The sequence below is a fragment of the Hymenobacter sp. BRD67 genome (assembly GCF_013256425.1).
In the GTDB taxonomy this organism is placed as follows: domain Bacteria; phylum Bacteroidota; class Bacteroidia; order Cytophagales; family Hymenobacteraceae; genus Hymenobacter.
In genome coordinates, this window is sequence record NZ_CP053904.1 from 2,169,938 (window position 1) to 2,185,701 (window position 15,764).

General features: G+C 60.3%; 19 protein-coding genes. 7 read left to right on the forward strand and 12 right to left on the reverse strand.

Going from position 1 to position 15,764, the window contains the following annotated elements; translation table 11 throughout:
• Nucleotides 1-11 precede the first annotated feature (11 nt).
• Entirely contained in the window at nucleotides 12-356 is a 345-nt protein-coding gene (locus GKZ67_RS10150; protein WP_173242180.1) for a hypothetical protein, read from the reverse strand.
• Nucleotides 353-943, reverse strand: a complete 591-nt coding sequence (locus GKZ67_RS10155) for a LysM peptidoglycan-binding domain-containing protein (RefSeq protein WP_173242181.1) — start codon at nucleotides 941-943, stop codon at nucleotides 353-355. Before GKZ67_RS10155 ends, GKZ67_RS10150 begins: the two co-directional genes overlap by 4 nt.
• Nucleotides 944-1,138: 195 nt before the next feature.
• Here GKZ67_RS10155 and kdsB point away from each other — a divergent pair, with 195 nt between their 5' ends.
• Nucleotides 1,139-1,894: a 3-deoxy-manno-octulosonate cytidylyltransferase gene (gene kdsB / locus GKZ67_RS10160; protein ID WP_173242182.1), complete on the forward strand. Its 756-nt coding sequence runs from the start codon at nucleotides 1,139-1,141 to the stop codon at nucleotides 1,892-1,894.
• Nucleotides 1,895-1,912: 18 nt separating this feature from the next.
• Here kdsB and GKZ67_RS10165 read toward each other — a convergent pair whose 3' ends face one another.
• From GKZ67_RS10165 to GKZ67_RS10185, 5 genes are all read right to left on the reverse strand, one after another.
• The gene (locus GKZ67_RS10165; protein WP_173242183.1) at nucleotides 1,913-2,170 is read right to left on the reverse strand and encodes an energy transducer TonB; all 258 of its coding nucleotides are present in this window, start codon (nucleotides 2,168-2,170) and stop codon (nucleotides 1,913-1,915) included.
• Complete coding sequence (locus GKZ67_RS10170) at nucleotides 2,068-2,610, reverse strand: carboxypeptidase regulatory-like domain-containing protein (RefSeq protein WP_173242184.1); 543 nt, start codon at nucleotides 2,608-2,610, stop codon at nucleotides 2,068-2,070. Before GKZ67_RS10170 ends, GKZ67_RS10165 begins: the two co-directional genes overlap by 103 nt.
• 105 nt (nucleotides 2,611-2,715) lie before the next feature.
• On the reverse strand, nucleotides 2,716-3,129 hold the full coding sequence (locus tag GKZ67_RS10175) for a DUF1622 domain-containing protein (protein WP_173242185.1): 414 nt from the start codon (nucleotides 3,127-3,129) through the stop codon (nucleotides 2,716-2,718).
• 20 nt (nucleotides 3,130-3,149) lie between these two features.
• On the reverse strand, nucleotides 3,150-3,671 hold the full coding sequence (locus GKZ67_RS10180) for an HPP family protein (RefSeq protein WP_173242186.1): 522 nt from the start codon (nucleotides 3,669-3,671) through the stop codon (nucleotides 3,150-3,152).
• An 85-nt stretch (nucleotides 3,672-3,756) separates the two neighbouring features.
• Nucleotides 3,757-5,178, reverse strand: coding sequence for a CCA tRNA nucleotidyltransferase (locus tag GKZ67_RS10185; RefSeq protein WP_173242187.1), 1,422 nt, complete (start codon nucleotides 5,176-5,178; stop codon nucleotides 3,757-3,759).
• 233 nt (nucleotides 5,179-5,411) lie between these two features.
• Between GKZ67_RS10185 and GKZ67_RS10190 the strand changes: the two genes are divergently transcribed.
• Nucleotides 5,412-6,683 (forward strand): glycoside hydrolase family 28 protein, encoded by a 1,272-nt coding sequence (locus tag GKZ67_RS10190; protein ID WP_173242188.1) that lies wholly within the window; start codon nucleotides 5,412-5,414, stop codon nucleotides 6,681-6,683.
• 53 nt (nucleotides 6,684-6,736) lie between these two features.
• Here GKZ67_RS10190 and GKZ67_RS10195 read toward each other — a convergent pair whose 3' ends face one another.
• Nucleotides 6,737-7,315 (reverse strand): L-threonylcarbamoyladenylate synthase, encoded by a 579-nt coding sequence (locus GKZ67_RS10195; protein ID WP_173242189.1) that lies wholly within the window; start codon nucleotides 7,313-7,315, stop codon nucleotides 6,737-6,739.
• Nucleotides 7,316-7,332: 17 nt separating this feature from the next.
• Nucleotides 7,333-7,740 carry a methylmalonyl-CoA epimerase gene (gene mce, locus GKZ67_RS10200; protein WP_173242190.1) on the reverse strand — a complete coding sequence of 136 codons (408 nt, stop codon included), beginning with the start codon at nucleotides 7,738-7,740 and terminating at the stop codon, nucleotides 7,333-7,335.
• Nucleotides 7,741-7,931: 191 nt separating this feature from the next.
• On the opposite strand from mce, the gene GKZ67_RS10205 reads away from it, so the two are divergent.
• The 4 genes from GKZ67_RS10205 to GKZ67_RS10220 all read left to right on the forward strand — a co-directional run bounded on the left by GKZ67_RS10205 (nucleotide 7,932) and on the right by GKZ67_RS10220 (nucleotide 13,342).
• Nucleotides 7,932-9,146 carry an IscS subfamily cysteine desulfurase gene (locus tag GKZ67_RS10205; RefSeq protein WP_173242191.1) on the forward strand — a complete coding sequence of 405 codons (1,215 nt, stop codon included), beginning with the start codon at nucleotides 7,932-7,934 and terminating at the stop codon, nucleotides 9,144-9,146.
• 97 nt (nucleotides 9,147-9,243) lie between these two features.
• Nucleotides 9,244-9,660 carry a Fe-S cluster assembly scaffold IscU gene (gene iscU, locus GKZ67_RS10210; protein ID WP_151088968.1) on the forward strand — a complete coding sequence of 139 codons (417 nt, stop codon included), beginning with the start codon at nucleotides 9,244-9,246 and terminating at the stop codon, nucleotides 9,658-9,660.
• 158 nt (nucleotides 9,661-9,818) lie between these two features.
• A complete protein-coding gene (locus GKZ67_RS10215; RefSeq protein ID WP_068335803.1) occupies nucleotides 9,819-10,145 on the forward strand; it encodes a HesB/IscA family protein in 327 nt (108 codons plus the stop codon).
• Nucleotides 10,146-10,363: 218 nt separating this feature from the next.
• Entirely contained in the window at nucleotides 10,364-13,342 is a 2,979-nt protein-coding gene (locus tag GKZ67_RS10220) for a PAS domain-containing protein (RefSeq protein ID WP_173242192.1), read from the forward strand.
• Nucleotides 13,343-13,349: 7 nt separating this feature from the next.
• On the opposite strand, the gene murI is transcribed toward GKZ67_RS10220, so the two are convergent.
• A complete protein-coding gene (gene murI, locus GKZ67_RS10225; protein WP_173242193.1) occupies nucleotides 13,350-14,177 on the reverse strand; it encodes a glutamate racemase in 828 nt (275 codons plus the stop codon).
• 121 nt (nucleotides 14,178-14,298) lie between these two features.
• On the opposite strand from murI, the gene GKZ67_RS10230 reads away from it, so the two are divergent.
• Nucleotides 14,299-14,532, forward strand: coding sequence for a hypothetical protein (locus GKZ67_RS10230; protein ID WP_173242194.1), 234 nt, complete (start codon nucleotides 14,299-14,301; stop codon nucleotides 14,530-14,532).
• 13 nt (nucleotides 14,533-14,545) lie between these two features.
• Here GKZ67_RS10230 and GKZ67_RS10235 read toward each other — a convergent pair whose 3' ends face one another.
• Both GKZ67_RS10235 and GKZ67_RS10240 read right to left on the reverse strand, forming a co-directional pair.
• The gene (locus GKZ67_RS10235) at nucleotides 14,546-15,073 is read right to left on the reverse strand and encodes a GNAT family N-acetyltransferase (RefSeq protein ID WP_173242195.1); all 528 of its coding nucleotides are present in this window, start codon (nucleotides 15,071-15,073) and stop codon (nucleotides 14,546-14,548) included.
• Nucleotides 15,074-15,751, reverse strand: coding sequence for an arylesterase (locus GKZ67_RS10240; RefSeq protein WP_173242196.1), 678 nt, complete (start codon nucleotides 15,749-15,751; stop codon nucleotides 15,074-15,076).
• Nucleotides 15,752-15,764: the final 13 nt, after the last annotated feature.

Here is a 15,764-nt window from a genome sequence, read left to right on the forward strand (position 1 = left end):
GAGATTCAGCCCTATGGCACGTAGCTGGTTTCGACCCGAAACTTCGCATCGGTGGTGCCGAGCTTTTGCACAGCGCGGGGCGAGAGGCGCACCAGGATATTCTCGTTTTCGCCGGTATCGGGCAGCGGGCCAATAACGCGCACGTACACCGACTGGCCGTTCATCTGGTTTTTTACCTGCATAATGGTGCCCACAGGAGCCGTTTTGTGCAGGGCCAGGTATTTGTCGGTGCCACTGTTGCCGATGACGGCGGCAATGCCGACGTCAGTTTTGCGGGCCACCAGCTCGCTGGCGTGCGTAGGACCTTTGGTTTCAGCAGCTTCCTCCTTTTTGTCGGCGGGCGTGGCGGGCGTCACGGTGGCAATCTGCGCCTCCTTAGCAGGGTTAATCTTGGGGCAGGAGCGGCGGCCTCGGGCGCGGCGGGACGGGCCGCTACCGGCGGGGCAGCTGGGGCCACCGCGCCATCTTCGGCAGCGCGCAGCTGCAGTTCTTGCCCCACACGCACCGGGGAGCCGGCGGGCAGGTGGTTGAGCTGCATCAGCTCGGTGGGCGACAGGCCAAAGCGGCGGGCAATGCCAAACAGCGTTTCGCCCTTGGCTACGGTATAGCGGGCCGGCACCACGGCCGGGGCAGCCGCTGGCTTAGCCGGAAGGGCAGCCGTTTTAGCAGCGGCCCCGCCCGGCCGCGGAATAAGCACTACCTCCCCAATACCCAGGCCCGCCTTGAGCTGGGGATTGGCGGCCGTAATCTGGTCGACCGTTACGTGGTAGCGGCGGCTTAGGGCAAACATGGTTTCGCCCTGGGCAATGCGGTGGCGCACGAAGCGCTGGCCACCGCGCACTTCCTGGCCAATAGAGTCGGCCGGCAGCGCGTGGCCCGGCGGCAGAGTGGCCAGCGGGCCGTGCAGCGAATTAAGTATCAGGAATGAAGCAAGCAGACTCATGCGCGGGAGCAAAGCTAAATGTATACCAAAACCGACCCGGGGCCAGCCCCGGCCCAAGGCCGGCGGTAGGCAAAGTAAACACCTAGCGGCCGGGCAGCACTAGTTTCGGGCACGAAATGCCCCGCGGCCGCTTGCCGGGCAGGCGGGCTCGCTTCGGCTGGCAGTTTCTTTCTCCCCTTCATCTCGCCTCACTTCATGTCCGACGTCCTCGCTATTATTCCTGCCCGCTACGCTTCTACGCGCCTGCCTGGCAAGCCCCTGGTCGACCTGGGCGGCCAAACCATGATTCAGCGGGTAGTGGCACAGGCGCGGCTGGCCGGACTGGCGCGGGTAGTGGTAGCCACCGACGATACCCGAATCCGGGACCATGTGCTGAGCTTTGGGGGCGAGGCCGTGCTCACGCGCTCCGACCATCCGAGCGGTACCGACCGCGTGTGGGAGGCTTTTGAGCAGCTGGGTAGTCCGGTCAATATATCTTGTATTTTGAATATTCAAGGTGATGAGCCGTTTATTCATCCGGCGCAGCTGAATGCGCTGGTCGAGCTGTTTGCGCACAACCCACCGCCGGCCATCGCTACGCTCATCAAGCCCGTGCTGACGGAGGAAGAATTATTCAGCCCCCATCTTCCCAAAGTAGTAACCGACCAGCGCGGCAACGCCTTGTATTTCAGCCGTCATCCGCTACCCTACCAGCGCCAGCAGCCTACTGCCGCCTGGCTGCATCACCACCGCTACTACCGCCATCTGGGCCTCTACGCCTACCGGCCCGACGTGCTGCGCCAGCTGACGCAGCTACCGCCCTCGCCCCTGGAGCTGGCCGAAAGCCTGGAGCAGCTGCGCTGGCTCGAAGCCGGCTTTCAGATTCAAACCGCCGTCACGGAGCTGGACGCCTTCGGGATTGATACGCCGGAAGACGTAGTGCGGGCCCGCCAGCGGCTGGGAGTAGCGTAGCTCTCCCATGGGAAGGGCTTATTTGCCCGCTGGGTCTGGCACTATGCCGCCGAAGCGAATACGCAGCGTGGCCGGCACCTTCACAGGCTTGCCGGCCACTAGGCCGGGCGTCCACCAGGGCATGAGGCGCACCAGGCGCAGGGCTTCTTCGTCGAGGCCGTAGCCGACGCCTTTCACGACCTCGGCATCGAGCAGGCGGCCGGCCTCGTCAACCATGAAGCTAACAAACACATCGCCGGAAATATTATTGGCTCTGGCGGCCTCGGGGTAGTGCACATTCTGCTGTAGATAAGCACGGTAGGCGGCCGCGCCCCCGGAAAGGTGGGCTGGTCATCGGCAACAACCAGCGGTTTGCTCACCACTTCGAGGCCGGCCGAAGAAGCCGCCAGCACGGTGCCTACCTCGTTCATGGTGACGGTAACCGGGCCGAGCGCTTTCAGCAGAAAAGTTTGGGTCTGGTAGCCGGCGCACTTAAAGGTGAGTACCGGCTTGGCCTGCTCGCTGGTCAGCAAAAAATTTCCGGAGGCGTTGGTAGTAGCCGTAGTGGCTGCATTCTGCATCACAATGAATACTCCCGCCAGCGGGGCGCCCTTCGTATTAACGACGCGGCCCGTGATAGTAACCGTCGCCGGCAGCGCTGACAGCGCCGGGAGCGTAGCCAGCGCCAGCGGCGCGGCCCAAAGCCACACTATCGAATACCGTAAAAATTGTATCATAACCAGAAGAGCAGTGGTGGGAAACGGGCACAAGTATAAGTACCTACCAGGCGTTTCACCAAGCACTTAGCCCACATTCCGGCTTAATTTTCCCTTGCCCGGGATTTAGGGCTGGGTGGAGCTGGCAACTACGGCCTGCTCATTGCCGCTTTGCTTACGCTCGTCCTCCATTTCCTTGGACAGAAAGAAGTTGAGCGCCGTACGGATAATGGCAATAGCGCCGAGCTTGCCAATCTGCTCCCAGCTCGGGGCAATGGCCGTGCTCAGAATATCGGCTCCGAGCTGAAATTCCAGCGCCAGCGCCAGGTAGCGCGCCAGCGTCAGGCGAATGGCCGTAAAATCGGCCGTTCGGCGCGCCAGCAGGGCCCGTACCAGCAACCTACCCGAGGTGATAATGCCGAGCGCAATTATCAGCGCTCCTACTACTTCTACGCCCAGCTTGAGCCACTGCACACCCGCTACTACTCCTTCTTCGGTATGGGAAAATAGGGTGGCCGGGTTTTCGACAGCGAGCAGCATAGAAGTGAAAGTAGAGAAAGCTAAGTTGCGATTGTAAACCGCCGTATCAAGTATGCTGAGCCCCGCTGCACGGCCAGCAGTATTACTACCAGCCCCACCGCCAGCCCAAACAACGCCAGACTACCCTCCCCCGCCCCGGCCCGAAACGCGAAGCTGAGGGCCGTGGATACAGCCGGCGGGTGCATAGTATCGGTGGCCAGCATTACCCCGATGCTGCTGACCAGGGCCAGCGCCGCGCCTACATAACCCGCGCCGAGCCAGGCATGAAACCCGTAGCCGAGTATCGCCGCCGCCAGCTGGCTGATAACCAGCGTTCGGGTGCTGTTCGCCGGATGGCTGGGGTCGAGGTAAATCAGGAAGCAGCTCGAAGCCAGCGAGGCAAACAATAGCTGTTGGTTGCTCAGCGCTTTCACCAGCCAGAGCAGCCCCAGCACCGTGAGGGTCGGTAGCAGCGCCAGCACTATTTCGCGCCGCCAGCGCAGGCGCGGGCGGCCCAGCGGCGCACCGGGGATAGACGAAACTGACGTAGCAACGGCTGGCATAGGCATGAGACGATACCCTGCATACGGCCTGGCACGGCAGATGGTGGCCGGGGCCCAGGCTTTTTTAAAACTATTGGCCGACTGCCTACGCTTGCGTCGGAGCCAGACCCAGCGCCGCGCCGCGCTTCAGCAGCAACTGGTAGGCGGGTTCCCACTCGTTGGGCACCTCGCCTTCCAGAATGGCTTCGAGCACGGCTTCTTTCAGCTCGCCCACCTGGCGCGAGGGCTTCAGGCCGAAGGTTTCCATGATAACCTCGCCGGTGATGACGGGCTTGAAATTGCGCAGGTGGTCTTTGGCCTCTATTTCGCGCAGCTTTTCCTCTACCGTATCGAAGTTCTGGAGGTAGCGGGCTTTGCGCTGGTGGTCTTTGCTGGTAATATCGGCCCGGCACAGTAGCATGAGGCGGTCGATATCGTCGCCGGCCTCAAACAGCAAGCGCCTTACGGCCGAATCGGTTACGATAGCCTTGCTTAGCACAATGGGCCGCAGGTGCAGGCGCACCAGCTTCTGCACCTGGCGCATCTCCTCGCCCAGCGGCAGCTTGAGGTCGGTAAAAATCTGCGGTACCCAGCGCGCGCCCTTGTCCTCATGGCCGTGAAAGGTCCAGCCAACCTTAGGGTCGTAGCGCTTGGTGGCGGGCTTGGCGATATCGTGCAGAATGGCCGCCCAGCGCAGCCACAGGTCGCCGCCCGCGGCGGCCACGTTGTCGAGCACTTGCAGGGTGTGGTAAAAATTATCCTTGTGCGCGTGCTGGCCCACTTTATCCACGCCGTGCAGCAGGGCCATCTTCGGGAAGATGAGCTGCAAAAGCCCGGTTTGAAACAGCAGCTTAAAGCCGTAGCTCGGCACCGGCGACTCCACTATTTTATTCAGCTCAATGGTGATGCGCTCCTGGGACACGATTTTAATGCGCTCCTTATTGCGGCCGATGGCGTCGTAGGTATCGGGCTCAATATCGAAGTTGAGCTGCGAGGCGAAGCGAATGGCCCGCAGCATCCGCAGCGGGTCGTCGCTGAACGTAATATCCGGCCCCAGCGGCGTACGGATGGTTTTGGCCGCCAGGTCTTTCAGGCCGTCGTAGCGGTCCACGAGCGCGCCAAAGTCCTCGGCGTTCAGGCTCAGGCCCAGCGCATTAATGGTAAAGTCGCGGCGGGCTAGGTCGTCTTCCAGCGTACCGGCTTCCACTTCGGGCTTGCGGCTTTCGGCGCGGTAGCTTTCCCTGCGGGCACCCACAAACTCGATTTCGCCGGCTTCCTCGGTGGGCAGCATGGCCGTGCCGAAGTTCTTAAACACCGTGACGCGCCCCCGGCCCGGTAGCCGGCGCCCCACGGCCTGCGCCAGCCGGATGCCGTCGCCCACCGTTACCACGTCAATATCCTTGCTGGTGCGCCGCAAAGCCAAATCGCGCACGTAGCCGCCAATAACGTAGGCGGGCTGGCCCAGCTCGTGGGCCGCGTCGGCAATGGTGCGGAAGATGGGCAGGTCGGGCAGCGTGGGCGTGGTCATGGGCGCAAAGTTCGGCCGCGGCAGCGGTTAGTGCCCCGGCGCCGCTGCTTAGTGCCGGGGCAACCCGCCCATTGGCAGCAGCCCGCTGATGCCGAAAATACTCAGAATCAGGCGCGAGCTTTTCGCCAGAAAAGCCAGGTGCTTCACCCCACGTCCTCAATAAAGCTGTTTGGGAGCGGCCCGTCCCGTGGCAGCTTCATGCAAAAGCCTTTTAGTGTCACTTAATTTCAGCTATGCATTCCTATTCTCCCCGTTTCCTTTACCTGCTGCTGGTTTTCGTGCTTGCCTTGGCGGGCTGCGCCAAAAAGGACGCGACGCCTTCGCCTTCGGTGCCGCCAGTCACTACGGTAACGCCGCCGGTTGACCCGCACCTTACGTATCTCAAGCTGCTGGCCGATGGCACAACCAATCAGGCGTTGCCTTTGCAAAAGGCCATCGACTCGTGCTCGGCGGCCGGCGGCGGCACGCTGGTACTGCGTAAGGGTACCTATATGATTGGACCGATTTACATGAAAAGCTCGGTCACGCTGCGGCTCGATACGCTGGCTACCCTGCTGGCCAGCCCCAACATGCCCGACTTTACGGTCAATGGCAAGGTAGTAAACCTCATCAATGGGCCGGGAGGGGCGATTCACGACGTGACGCTTACCGGCGCCGGCACTATCGATGGCAACGGCGCCCCCTGGTGGGCGGCTTTTCAGGCCAACAGCGCGCTGGTGCGGCCGCGGCTCATCTACATTACTTCCTGCCAGAACCTGACCGTTTCCGGCCTGACGCTGACCAACTCGCCCTCCTTTCACCTAGTGCCCAGCCAGTGCCAGAACGTGGTTATCAGCAAGCTGAAAATTATTGCCCCGTCGAATTCGCCCAATACCGACGGTATTGACCCGGCCAACTGCAACCAGGTCAGTATTACCAACTGTACCATCGACACCGGCGACGACTGCATCGCCATCAAGAGCGGCCGCGTAAACGGGGCACTGGTAGATGCCTGTCAGAACCTGACGGTTACGGGCTGCACTTTCCTGCACGGCCACGGCCTCTCGATTGGCAGCGAAACCTCGTCGGGGGTTAAAAACCTAACCGTTACCAACTGCACGTTTACGGGCACCACCAACGGCATCCGCATCAAGTCGGAGCCCGGCCTGGGCGGCCTGATACAAAACGTAAACTATAGCAATATTACCATGACGGGCGTTACGAATCCGCTCGTGATTAATATGGCTTACGCGCTAAACCCGAACAACAGCTACCCTGCTGATATCCCGAGCGTAAACGGCATGACCATCGACCACCTGACCGTAACCGGCGCCAAAAATGCCGGCAGCCTGGTCGGCCTCACTACCCTTCCTATTCTGAACCTGACGCTATCCAATCTCACTATTTCGGCCCAGACCGGCCTGGTCATGCAGAATGCTACCGGGGTGGTGATGAGTAATTGGGTTATCAACGTGACGAGTGGCAAGTCTATCATCACGCAGAACGTGCAGGGCACGGGCTTTTAGGTAGCCGCTAACGCGGAAGCGCTTTGCCTCGAAGGGCTTGGCTTTTCAGCGAACTACCCGCGCACCACTTCCAGCTGCCCGTCGGCGCCCAGGCGCACCACCCGCGAGGGCGCTACCCGGGTCTGGTCATCTTGCCGCCAGCTCACCACGTGGTCGACCCCGCGCACGATGGCCGGGTCTACCTCGCTGTAAACCGCCGGTGTCGGCTCGCCCGCTTTATTGGCCGAGGTCGATACCAGCCCGTGGCCCAGGCGGCGCACCACCTTGTGGCAAAACTCGTCCTGCACTACGCGCAGGCCCACGGTGCCGTCGGGCGCTACCAGCCCCGGAGCCAGGGCGCGGCTGGCGGGCAGGATGTACGTAGTAGGGCGGGTCTGGTCGGCCAATGCCGCTTCAAGTCCGGCGGGCACCTCCTTCACGTAGCGGCGCAGCATGGCCAGGTCGGCCACGAGCACGATGCTGGGCTTGCCGGCTTCGCGGCCTTTGAGCTTGTAGAGCTTTTCGACCGCGCGCGGCACCTCAGCGTCGCAGCCCAGGCCCCAGACCGTATCGGTCGGATACAGGATAACCTGCTGCGTGAGGAGTACATCAACGGCAGTGTCTACTTCCTGGCGAAAGAAATTGGTATTCATTATATAAAAAATAATATTTATTTTCTACTTTCCTGGCACAGCTCTACCAGCACGCCGCCCGCGCTTTTGGGGTGTACGAAGCACACCAGCTTGTTATCGGCTCCCTTCTTAGGCAATTCATTTAATAATACGAACCCTTCGGCCCGCAGCCGGGCCATCTCGGTCTCAATGTCATCGACCTCGAAGGCCACGTGGTGAATGCCTTCAGGCTTCTTTTCCAGGAATTTCGTGATGGCGCTGTCGGGGCTGGTACCGGCCAGCAGCTCAATCTTGGAGCCGCCGATTTGGAAGAAAACCGTGTCTACGGCCTCGCTGGCAACGTGCTCGGTTTTGTAAGGCGGCTGGCCCAGCAGGCGGGTGTAGAGGTCGGTGGCGGCGGCCAGGTCGCGCACGGCCAGGCCCAGGTGTTCGAGGTTGGTAAGCATAACGGGTAGGCGGGCAGCTGGCCCGGCGCACAAAGCTACCCGGTCGGCGCGGCCAGGCGGAGCAGTTCTGCGGTTTTTAGACTGATTCCAGCTATTTTTGTGGATTCAAAAAACTGTTTAGGCCAAAATTCTGTTTCAAACGCAGTCAACGCCTAACTTTAGCCTTTACTAGCAACATCCAGCCCAGCGCCATGCTTAAGCTACCTATCTATCTGGACAACAACGCCACTACGCCGCTCGACCCGCGCGTGCTGGAGGCCATGATGCCCTACCTGACCGACGTATTCGGCAATGCGGCTTCGCGCAACCATCCCTTTGGCTGGGCGGCGGAGGAAGGCGTGGATTACGCCCGCGAGCAAATCAGCCAGCTCATCAACTGCGACCCCAAGGAGATTATCTTCACCAGCGGCGCTACGGAGAGCGACAACCTGGGCATTAAGGGCGTATTTGAGATGTATGCCCAGCGGGGCAATCACATCATCACGACAACGACCGAGCACAAGGCCGTGCTCGATACCTGCAAGCACATCGAAAAGCTCGGCGGCAAGGTTACTTACTTGCCCGTAAACGAGCAGGGATTAATTAGCCTCGAAGAGTTGGAAGCTGCCATGACGCCCCAGACTATCCTGGTGACTATCATGTACGGCAACAATGAGACGGGCACGGTGCAGCCCATCCGCGAGATTGCCGCTATCGCCCACAAGCACGGCGCGCTCTTTATGAGCGACGGCACCCAGGCCGTGGGCAAAATTCCGGTCGATGTGCTGGCCGACGGCATCGACCTGATGGCTTTCACGGCCCACAAGATGTACGGTCCCAAAGGCGTGGGCGCGCTGTACGTGCGCCGCAAAAACCCGCGCGTGAAAGTGACTGCCCAGATGGACGGCGGCGGCCACGAGCGCGGCATGCGCTCGGGCACGCTCAACGTGCCCGGCATTGTGGGCTTTGGCAAAGCCTGTGAGCTGGCCCGCCTCGAAATGGCGGCCGACGCCGAGCGCCTGAGCAAGCTGCGCGACCAGCTCGAAAAGGAGCTACTGACCCTGGAAGAAAGCTACGTAAATGGCAGCCGCGAGCATCGCCTGCCGCACGTCACCAACATCAGCTTCAAGTACGTGGAAGGCGAAGGCCTGATGATGGGCGTAAAAGACCTGGCGGTATCGTCGGGCTCGGCCTGCACCAGCGCCTCCTTGGAGCCCAGCTACGTGCTGAAGGCCCTGGGCCTGAGCGACGACCTGGCCCACAGCAGCCTGCGCTTCGGCCTGAGCCGCTTTACCACCCAGGAGCAAATCGACTACGCCATCAACCACGTTAAAGAGGCCGTAACCAAGCTCCGCGACATGTCGCCGCTCTGGGAAATGCACAAGGAAGGCGTTGACCTCAGTACCATTGAGTGGGCAGAACATTAATTCAGTGAACAGTTAACAGTGAGCAATGAACCGTTTTCTTCTGCTAGCTCACCGACCAACTGCTCACTATTCACTGATAACTATTAACTGAAAAACCATGGCTTACTCTGATAAGGTAATCGACCACTACAGCAACCCGCGCAACGTGGGCACGCTGGACAAAAGCAAGAAATCGGTAGGTACCGGTCTGGTTGGGGCGCCCGAGTGCGGCGACGTAATGCGCCTGCAAATTGAGGTAGACGAAGCCACCAACACCATCACCGATGCCAAGTTCAAGACCTTCGGCTGCGGCTCGGCCATCGCCTCGTCGAGCCTGGCTACGGAGTGGCTGAAAGGCAAGACGGTTGACGAGGCCCTCGCCATCGACAACATGGAGATTGTGGAAGAGCTGGCGCTGCCGCCCGTTAAAATTCACTGCTCGGTACTGGCCGAAGATGCCATCAAGATGGCCATCAACGACTACCGCGTGAAAAACGGTATGCCGGCCCTGGAGCTGGAAAAAGCCCACCACTAAGCTGGGTTAAAGCCCTAAAAACAGAGGCAGCAAGACGGCTGAAAGCGTAAGAGCTTCCCTGTCCTGCTGCCTCCTTTTTTCGTGCTTTTACTTGTTATTTAGAATCTTTCCGGGTAGTATCTTTGTTAAAGAACCAGCACCAAGTAATCAGAACCGCCATGATAACCGTTTCGGATAAAGCCAAGGAAAAAGTAGAGCATCTGATGCGCGACTCGCAGCTCGATGCTACTTACCGCCTGCGGGCCTCGGTGGCCGGCGGGGGCTGCTCGGGCCTGAGCTATAAGCTTGATTTTGACAACGAAACCCGGCCAATGGACCAGGAGTTTGAAGACAAGGGCGTGCGCGTGGTAGTTGATATGAAGAGCTTTCTCTACCTGGCGGGCACCGAGCTGGACTTTTCGGATGGTCTGAACGGCAAGGGCTTTCAGTTTCATAACCCCAATGCCTCGCGCTCGTGTGGCTGCGGCGAAAGCTTCTCGGTTTAAGAAAACAACACGTGTTTTTTCAGTTTTCTAAAGCCTTTGCCCACTATGGGCAGAGGCTTTTTTAGTTTTAGTCCCGCCCAGGCTCTGTAACTAGCGTAAAGATTATCATCTTCGCGTGCAGCTTACGAGCTATGTGCCACAACCTGGCGGCACGAAGGCTGTTGCTGTTTCATCTGGCTTTGCTTCATCGCGGGGCACTTTCTTTTTATAGCTTTTTTGTGCCCGACGCTTTTCTCATCGACGGCCTGCTGCAAAGCGTACTGGAAGCATCGCTAACCGGCTTCCATCTGCTGCGGCCACTCTACAACCCAGCCGGTGAGATTAGCGATTTTGCCATAGTCTACCTCAACCCGGCCGGCCAGCTTATGCTGGGGCTGCCCGAGCGGCCGGAGCAGAGTATGCACACGCAGTTCCCGACGGTGGAAACTTCGGGAGTCTTTGCCTTTTACCGCAAGGTATTTGAAACCGGGGCGCCCGGCCGGTTTGACCTTAACTACCAGGCCGATGGCCTGGATAACTACTTCCGGCTTTCGGCCCGGCGCAACGGTGAGCTGCTGGTAGTGAGCTTTACTGATACGGCCGACCAGGACCGGAGCGTGGTCGAGGTAGCCCTGCGTGAAAGTCAGGCCCGCGAGCAGGCCGCCCGTGCCGAGGCGGAAGCCCAGCGCAGCACCCTGCAGCGGGTATTTGAGCAGGCCCCGGTTGCCATTGGTATCGTGCGGGGCCCGGAGCTTATCATTGAAGTAGCTAACCCCCTTATTATGAAGCTATGGGGGAAGACCCCGGAGCAGACGATGCACCATCCCCTGTTCGATGCCCTGCCGGAGGCCAGGGGCCAGGGCTTCGAAGCGCTGTTTGAACAGGTGCTGCAAACCGGAACCCCGGTAGTCGCGCACGAGAGCCCGGTTAGGCTTGAGCGATACGGCAAATTGGAAACACCCTATTTCAATTTTGCTTACCAACCACTGTGGGATGCTCATAACCAGCTCAACGGGGTCATTATCATTGCCACGGAGGTAACGCAACTGGTAGAGGCCCGTCAAAAAGTACAAACACTCAATGAGGAGCTGGCGGCCGCCAACAAGGAGCTGCAGGCTGCCAATGAGGAGTTTACAACTAAAAATGAGGAGCTGGCGCTAGCTCAACAGCAGTTGCAGCAGCTCAATCAGGAGCTGGAAGGGCGGGTAGAAGAGCGTACGCACGAGCTGCTGCTGGCCCAGGGTGAGGCCGTGCGCCAGCAGCAGCGTCTGGAGGGCTTTTTCAGTCAGGCCCCGGCGGCCATTTGCATCCTGGATGGCCCCGATATGGTATTTGAGCTGGTAAATGAGGCGTACCAGGCACTGTTTCCGGGCCGCCGGCTGCTGGGCCGGCCGCTGCTGCAAGCCCTGCCCGAGCTGGCTGGGCAGCCCGTGTGGCACACGCTGCGCCGCGTGTACGAAACGGGCGAAACCCACGAGGAGACCGGGATTCATATTCCGGTGGCCCGGCACGAGCAGGAGCAGCCACATGACTTTTACTTTCATTATATTCAACAAGCAAGATATAATGAGCAGGGGCAGATAGATGGTGTGCTGGTATTTGCGCTGGATATGACCAACCAGGTAATCGCGCAGCGCCAGACCGCTCAGCTTCAGGCCGATATGCTGGCCGTGGCCCAGCAGCGGGCCGCAGAGCGCGAGTCGTTTTTCCAGGTGTTTGAGCAAACGCCGGCCGTTGTATCTATTCTGCAAGGCCCGGAGCATCGCATCAGCTACCACAACCAGGCATACCAGCAGCTGTTTCCCGGCCGCCAGATGCGGGGCCTGACGGTGGCGCAGGCCCAGCCGGAAGCTGTAGACCAGGGCTTTGTAGCACTATTGGATGAAGTATACCGAACGGGGCAGACCTTCTTTGGGAATGAGCTACCTATTTTCATAGCGCAGGCCGATGGCCAGCCGGCCAGGGAAATCTTTTTCAACTTTACCTACCAGGCTTATCGGGAAAACGGCCAGATTGTGGGCGTCTCCGTGTTTGCCTACGATGTAACCGAGCAGGTGCTGGCACGGCAGCAGCGGGCCCAGACCCAGGCGCGCCTGCAAGCCATGTTCGAGCAGGCTCCGGTAGCCATTGCCATCCTGCAAGGGCCCGATTATGTTGTCGACGTCGCTAACCCTTTGGTCTGCACCCTCTGGGGCCGCTCGGCCGACGAGGTCATTGGTCGACCCTTGCTTGAGGCGCTGCCCGAGGTGCGCGGACAAGGCTTCAAAGAGATTCTGGATAATGTAGTGCAGAAAGGAGAAGCCTTTGTGGCCCAGGAAGTTACTGCAATGCTCGAACGACGCGGCCAACTAGAACAAGTATATTTAAACTTTGTGTATCAGCCGCTGCGCGATGAGTTTGGGCATATTACGAGCGTAGCAGCCGTGGCAACGGAGGTAAGTGAGCAGGTAGCTGGCCGCCAGCAGGTAGCGCAAGCCAATGAGCAGCTGCGCCAGGCCAATGCCGAATTGGATGCTACCAACCAGCAGCTGACGCGCACCAATGTCGATTTGGACAACTTTATCTACACGGCCTCGCACGACCTGAAGGCCCCCATTACCAATATCGAGGGCCTGCTGGCAGCCTTGCGGGAACAGCTGCCCAACGGAGCAGACCCGGCCGGTGACGTACAGGCACTGCTTACCATGATGGAGGGAGCCATTGAGCGCTTTCAAAAAACCATTGGCCACCTCACCGACATATCCAGGCTTCAACAAGTTAATAATCAGGCAGCCGAAGCTATCGACCTGGCGTCGCTGGTTGAAGACGTGCGCCTGGACCTGGCCCCCGAGCTGAACGCAGCCCGCGCCTGGCTGCACGTAGATGTCCAGGCCTGCCCCACCATCTCGTTTGCCCCTAAAAATCTGCGCAGCATCGTGTATAATCTGCTCAGCAATGCGCTCAAATACCGGGCGCCCGAGCGGCCGCCGGTTATCGGGCTGCGGGCTTATTGCGAAAACGGCCTGAATATCGTGGAAGTGCAGGATAACGGCCTGGGCCTGAGTGAGGGGCAACAGACCCAGCTCTTTACCATGTTTCAGCGGCTGCACAGCCACGTCGATGGCTCGGGCGTTGGGCTATATATGGTAAAGAAGATAGTTGAAAACGCCGGCGGCAGCATTGCCGTTCGGAGTCAGCTTGGCGTAGGCTCTACCTTCACGGTGTCGCTGCCTGGCTGAAACCCGGCTACTCCCACAGCGGATAATGCTCCAGCTGCACCTGCTGCCCGAAAAACAGCCGGGTGCTTTCCTCAAACGAGCGCGTGAAGTCGGACACGTAGAAATGATGCGCTGGCGCCGCCTCAACCGGCGCAGCGAGCAAGCCCCTGGATGCCAGCGCCTCAGCTACAGTGGCCGCTACTACGTCGGACGGGTCGAGCACGGCTACGCGGCCCTGGTAGTGGGCTTCCATCTGGGGCTTGATGAGGGGAAAATGCGTACAGGCCAGCAGCAGCGCATCAATGCCCAGTAGCGTAGGATGGTCGAGGTAGGCGCTGATGATTTCTTCCGAGACCCGGCCGTTGAAAAACCCCTCCTCAATCATAGGCACGAGCAGCGGCGTGGCCAGCGCGTGCAGGTCTACGGCCAGGTCGAGCTGGTCGATTTTCTTGCGGTAGATATTGGAGCCCACCGTTTGCTTGGTGCCGATAAGGCCCACCGGCCGGCCGGCATAGTGCTGGCCCACGTACTGCACCACGGGGTCTATCATCCCCACTACCAGCGCTTTGGAGCCCACGTACTCGCGCACCAGCTCGTAGGCGGCTGCCGAGGCCGAGTTGCAGGCGATAAGAATGAGCTTGCACTGCTGGCGCAGCAGCACATCGCAGATTTTGACGGCGTAGGCCTGAATAGCAGCGGTGCTTTTTTCGCCGTAGGGCAAATGGGCCGTATCGCCAAAGTAGATAAGACGCTCGTGGGGCAGGCGCAGGGCCACGGCACGGGCCACGGTGAGCCCACCGATACCAGAATCGAAAATACCAATGGGCCGGGCGGCCAGGGCGGGGGGAGTGGTCATAAGGAGCGGTAAAGGTCGGGACGGACGGCAATTAAGCGCGCTGCTGGCACCGGGTCAGTTTGCACATGTCTGGGTTTGTTCCTATTTTTCGCCCTCGCTAATCCCTCGTACGCACTATCTTATGAGCCATGTACTACTCGAAATAGACCAGGCGCTAGCCGGCTACCAGGCCCGGCACCACGTCCGCCCGGTGGCCGTGTACCTGGGCGAGCGCAAGTTTACCCAGCTCATTCTCGACGTAGCGCAGCTCGGCGCCCCCGCTGGCCTGAGTACTGTCGCCGGCCGGCCCCTCTCCTACCGCAACCTCGACCTGCTGCGCGATGAGGTGAATGTGGATGCGCTACGGGTAATATAATCTATTGCAACGCCTATTTAGCCGCAAACCGCTCCAGCAGCACGGCCGCCTGGCCTTTGTAGGGCGCGCGGCTGAACTCTTGGTAGCCGCATTTGGCCGCCAGCTGCAGCGAGGGCAGATTATCGATGGCGATAAGGCACACGGTGCGCGACTGCGGCAGGTGCGCATCGGCCCAGGCCAGGGCGGCCCGTGCGGCCTCGGTGGCGTAGCCCTGGCCGTGGGTATGCGGGGCCAGCACCCAGCCTATTTCCGGATAGCCTTTGAGCGAAGGCGTGATGACGCGCTGCCATTCTCCGAAGCCAACTGCGCCGATGAAATGCCCGGTGGCTCGCTCCTCCACGGCCCAGTAGCCGTAGCCTACCAGCGGCCAGAGGCCGCCGTGGCGCAGCATCCGAAACCATACTTCCTCTTTAGAAAGTGGCTGACCGCCCAGGTACTGGTAAAATGCCGGCTGCTGCCACATGGCCAGAAAAGGGTCCAGGTCGGTGGCGTAATGCCCCCGCAGGAGCAGCCGCTCGGTTTGAATAAGGGGAGTAGTCATTTATAAAAGCGGCTGCACGGTGCGCCACACGGTACGGGCTACCAAGCGGTGGCCTTCGGGCGTGGGATGAATGCCATCGCGCTGGTTGAGGCGGGCGATGCCGCCCACACCTTCGAGCAGGAAAGGTATCAGGATAAGGTGGTTTTTGGCGGCCGTTTCGGCGTAGAGCTTTTTAAAGTCGGCGGCGTAGGCGGGGCCCATGTTGGGCGGAATCTGCATGCCGGCCAGCACGATTTTAGCCTGTGGCGCCTGCTGGCGCACGGTATCGATAATGGCCTGTAGGTTGCGGCGGGTATCAGTGAGGGGCAGGCCGCGCAGGCCGTCGTTGCCGCCCAGCTCCAGCACAAACACGCTCACCGGCTGTCGGCTCAGCACCCAGTTGATGCGCGAGCGCCCGCCCGCGGTCGTTTCGCCGCTGAGGCCGGCATTTACCACGGCGTAGGGCAGGTGCAGCGAATCGACCTTGTTTTCAATCAGGGCCGGATACGCTTCTTCGGGGTCTACGCCCAGACCGGCCGTGATGCTGTCGCCAAAAAATAAAATAGTTTGTTGCGCTTTAGCGGCCGGCTTGGCGGCCGTTGCCGCTGCGGGGGCCGCCGCTGTGCTAGCAGTGGTGTCGGAATGGCAGCCGGCGGCCAGCAGGGCCAGCAGCAGTGCGCTTCCAGGCAGGTACTTCATAAGGATAAAATCA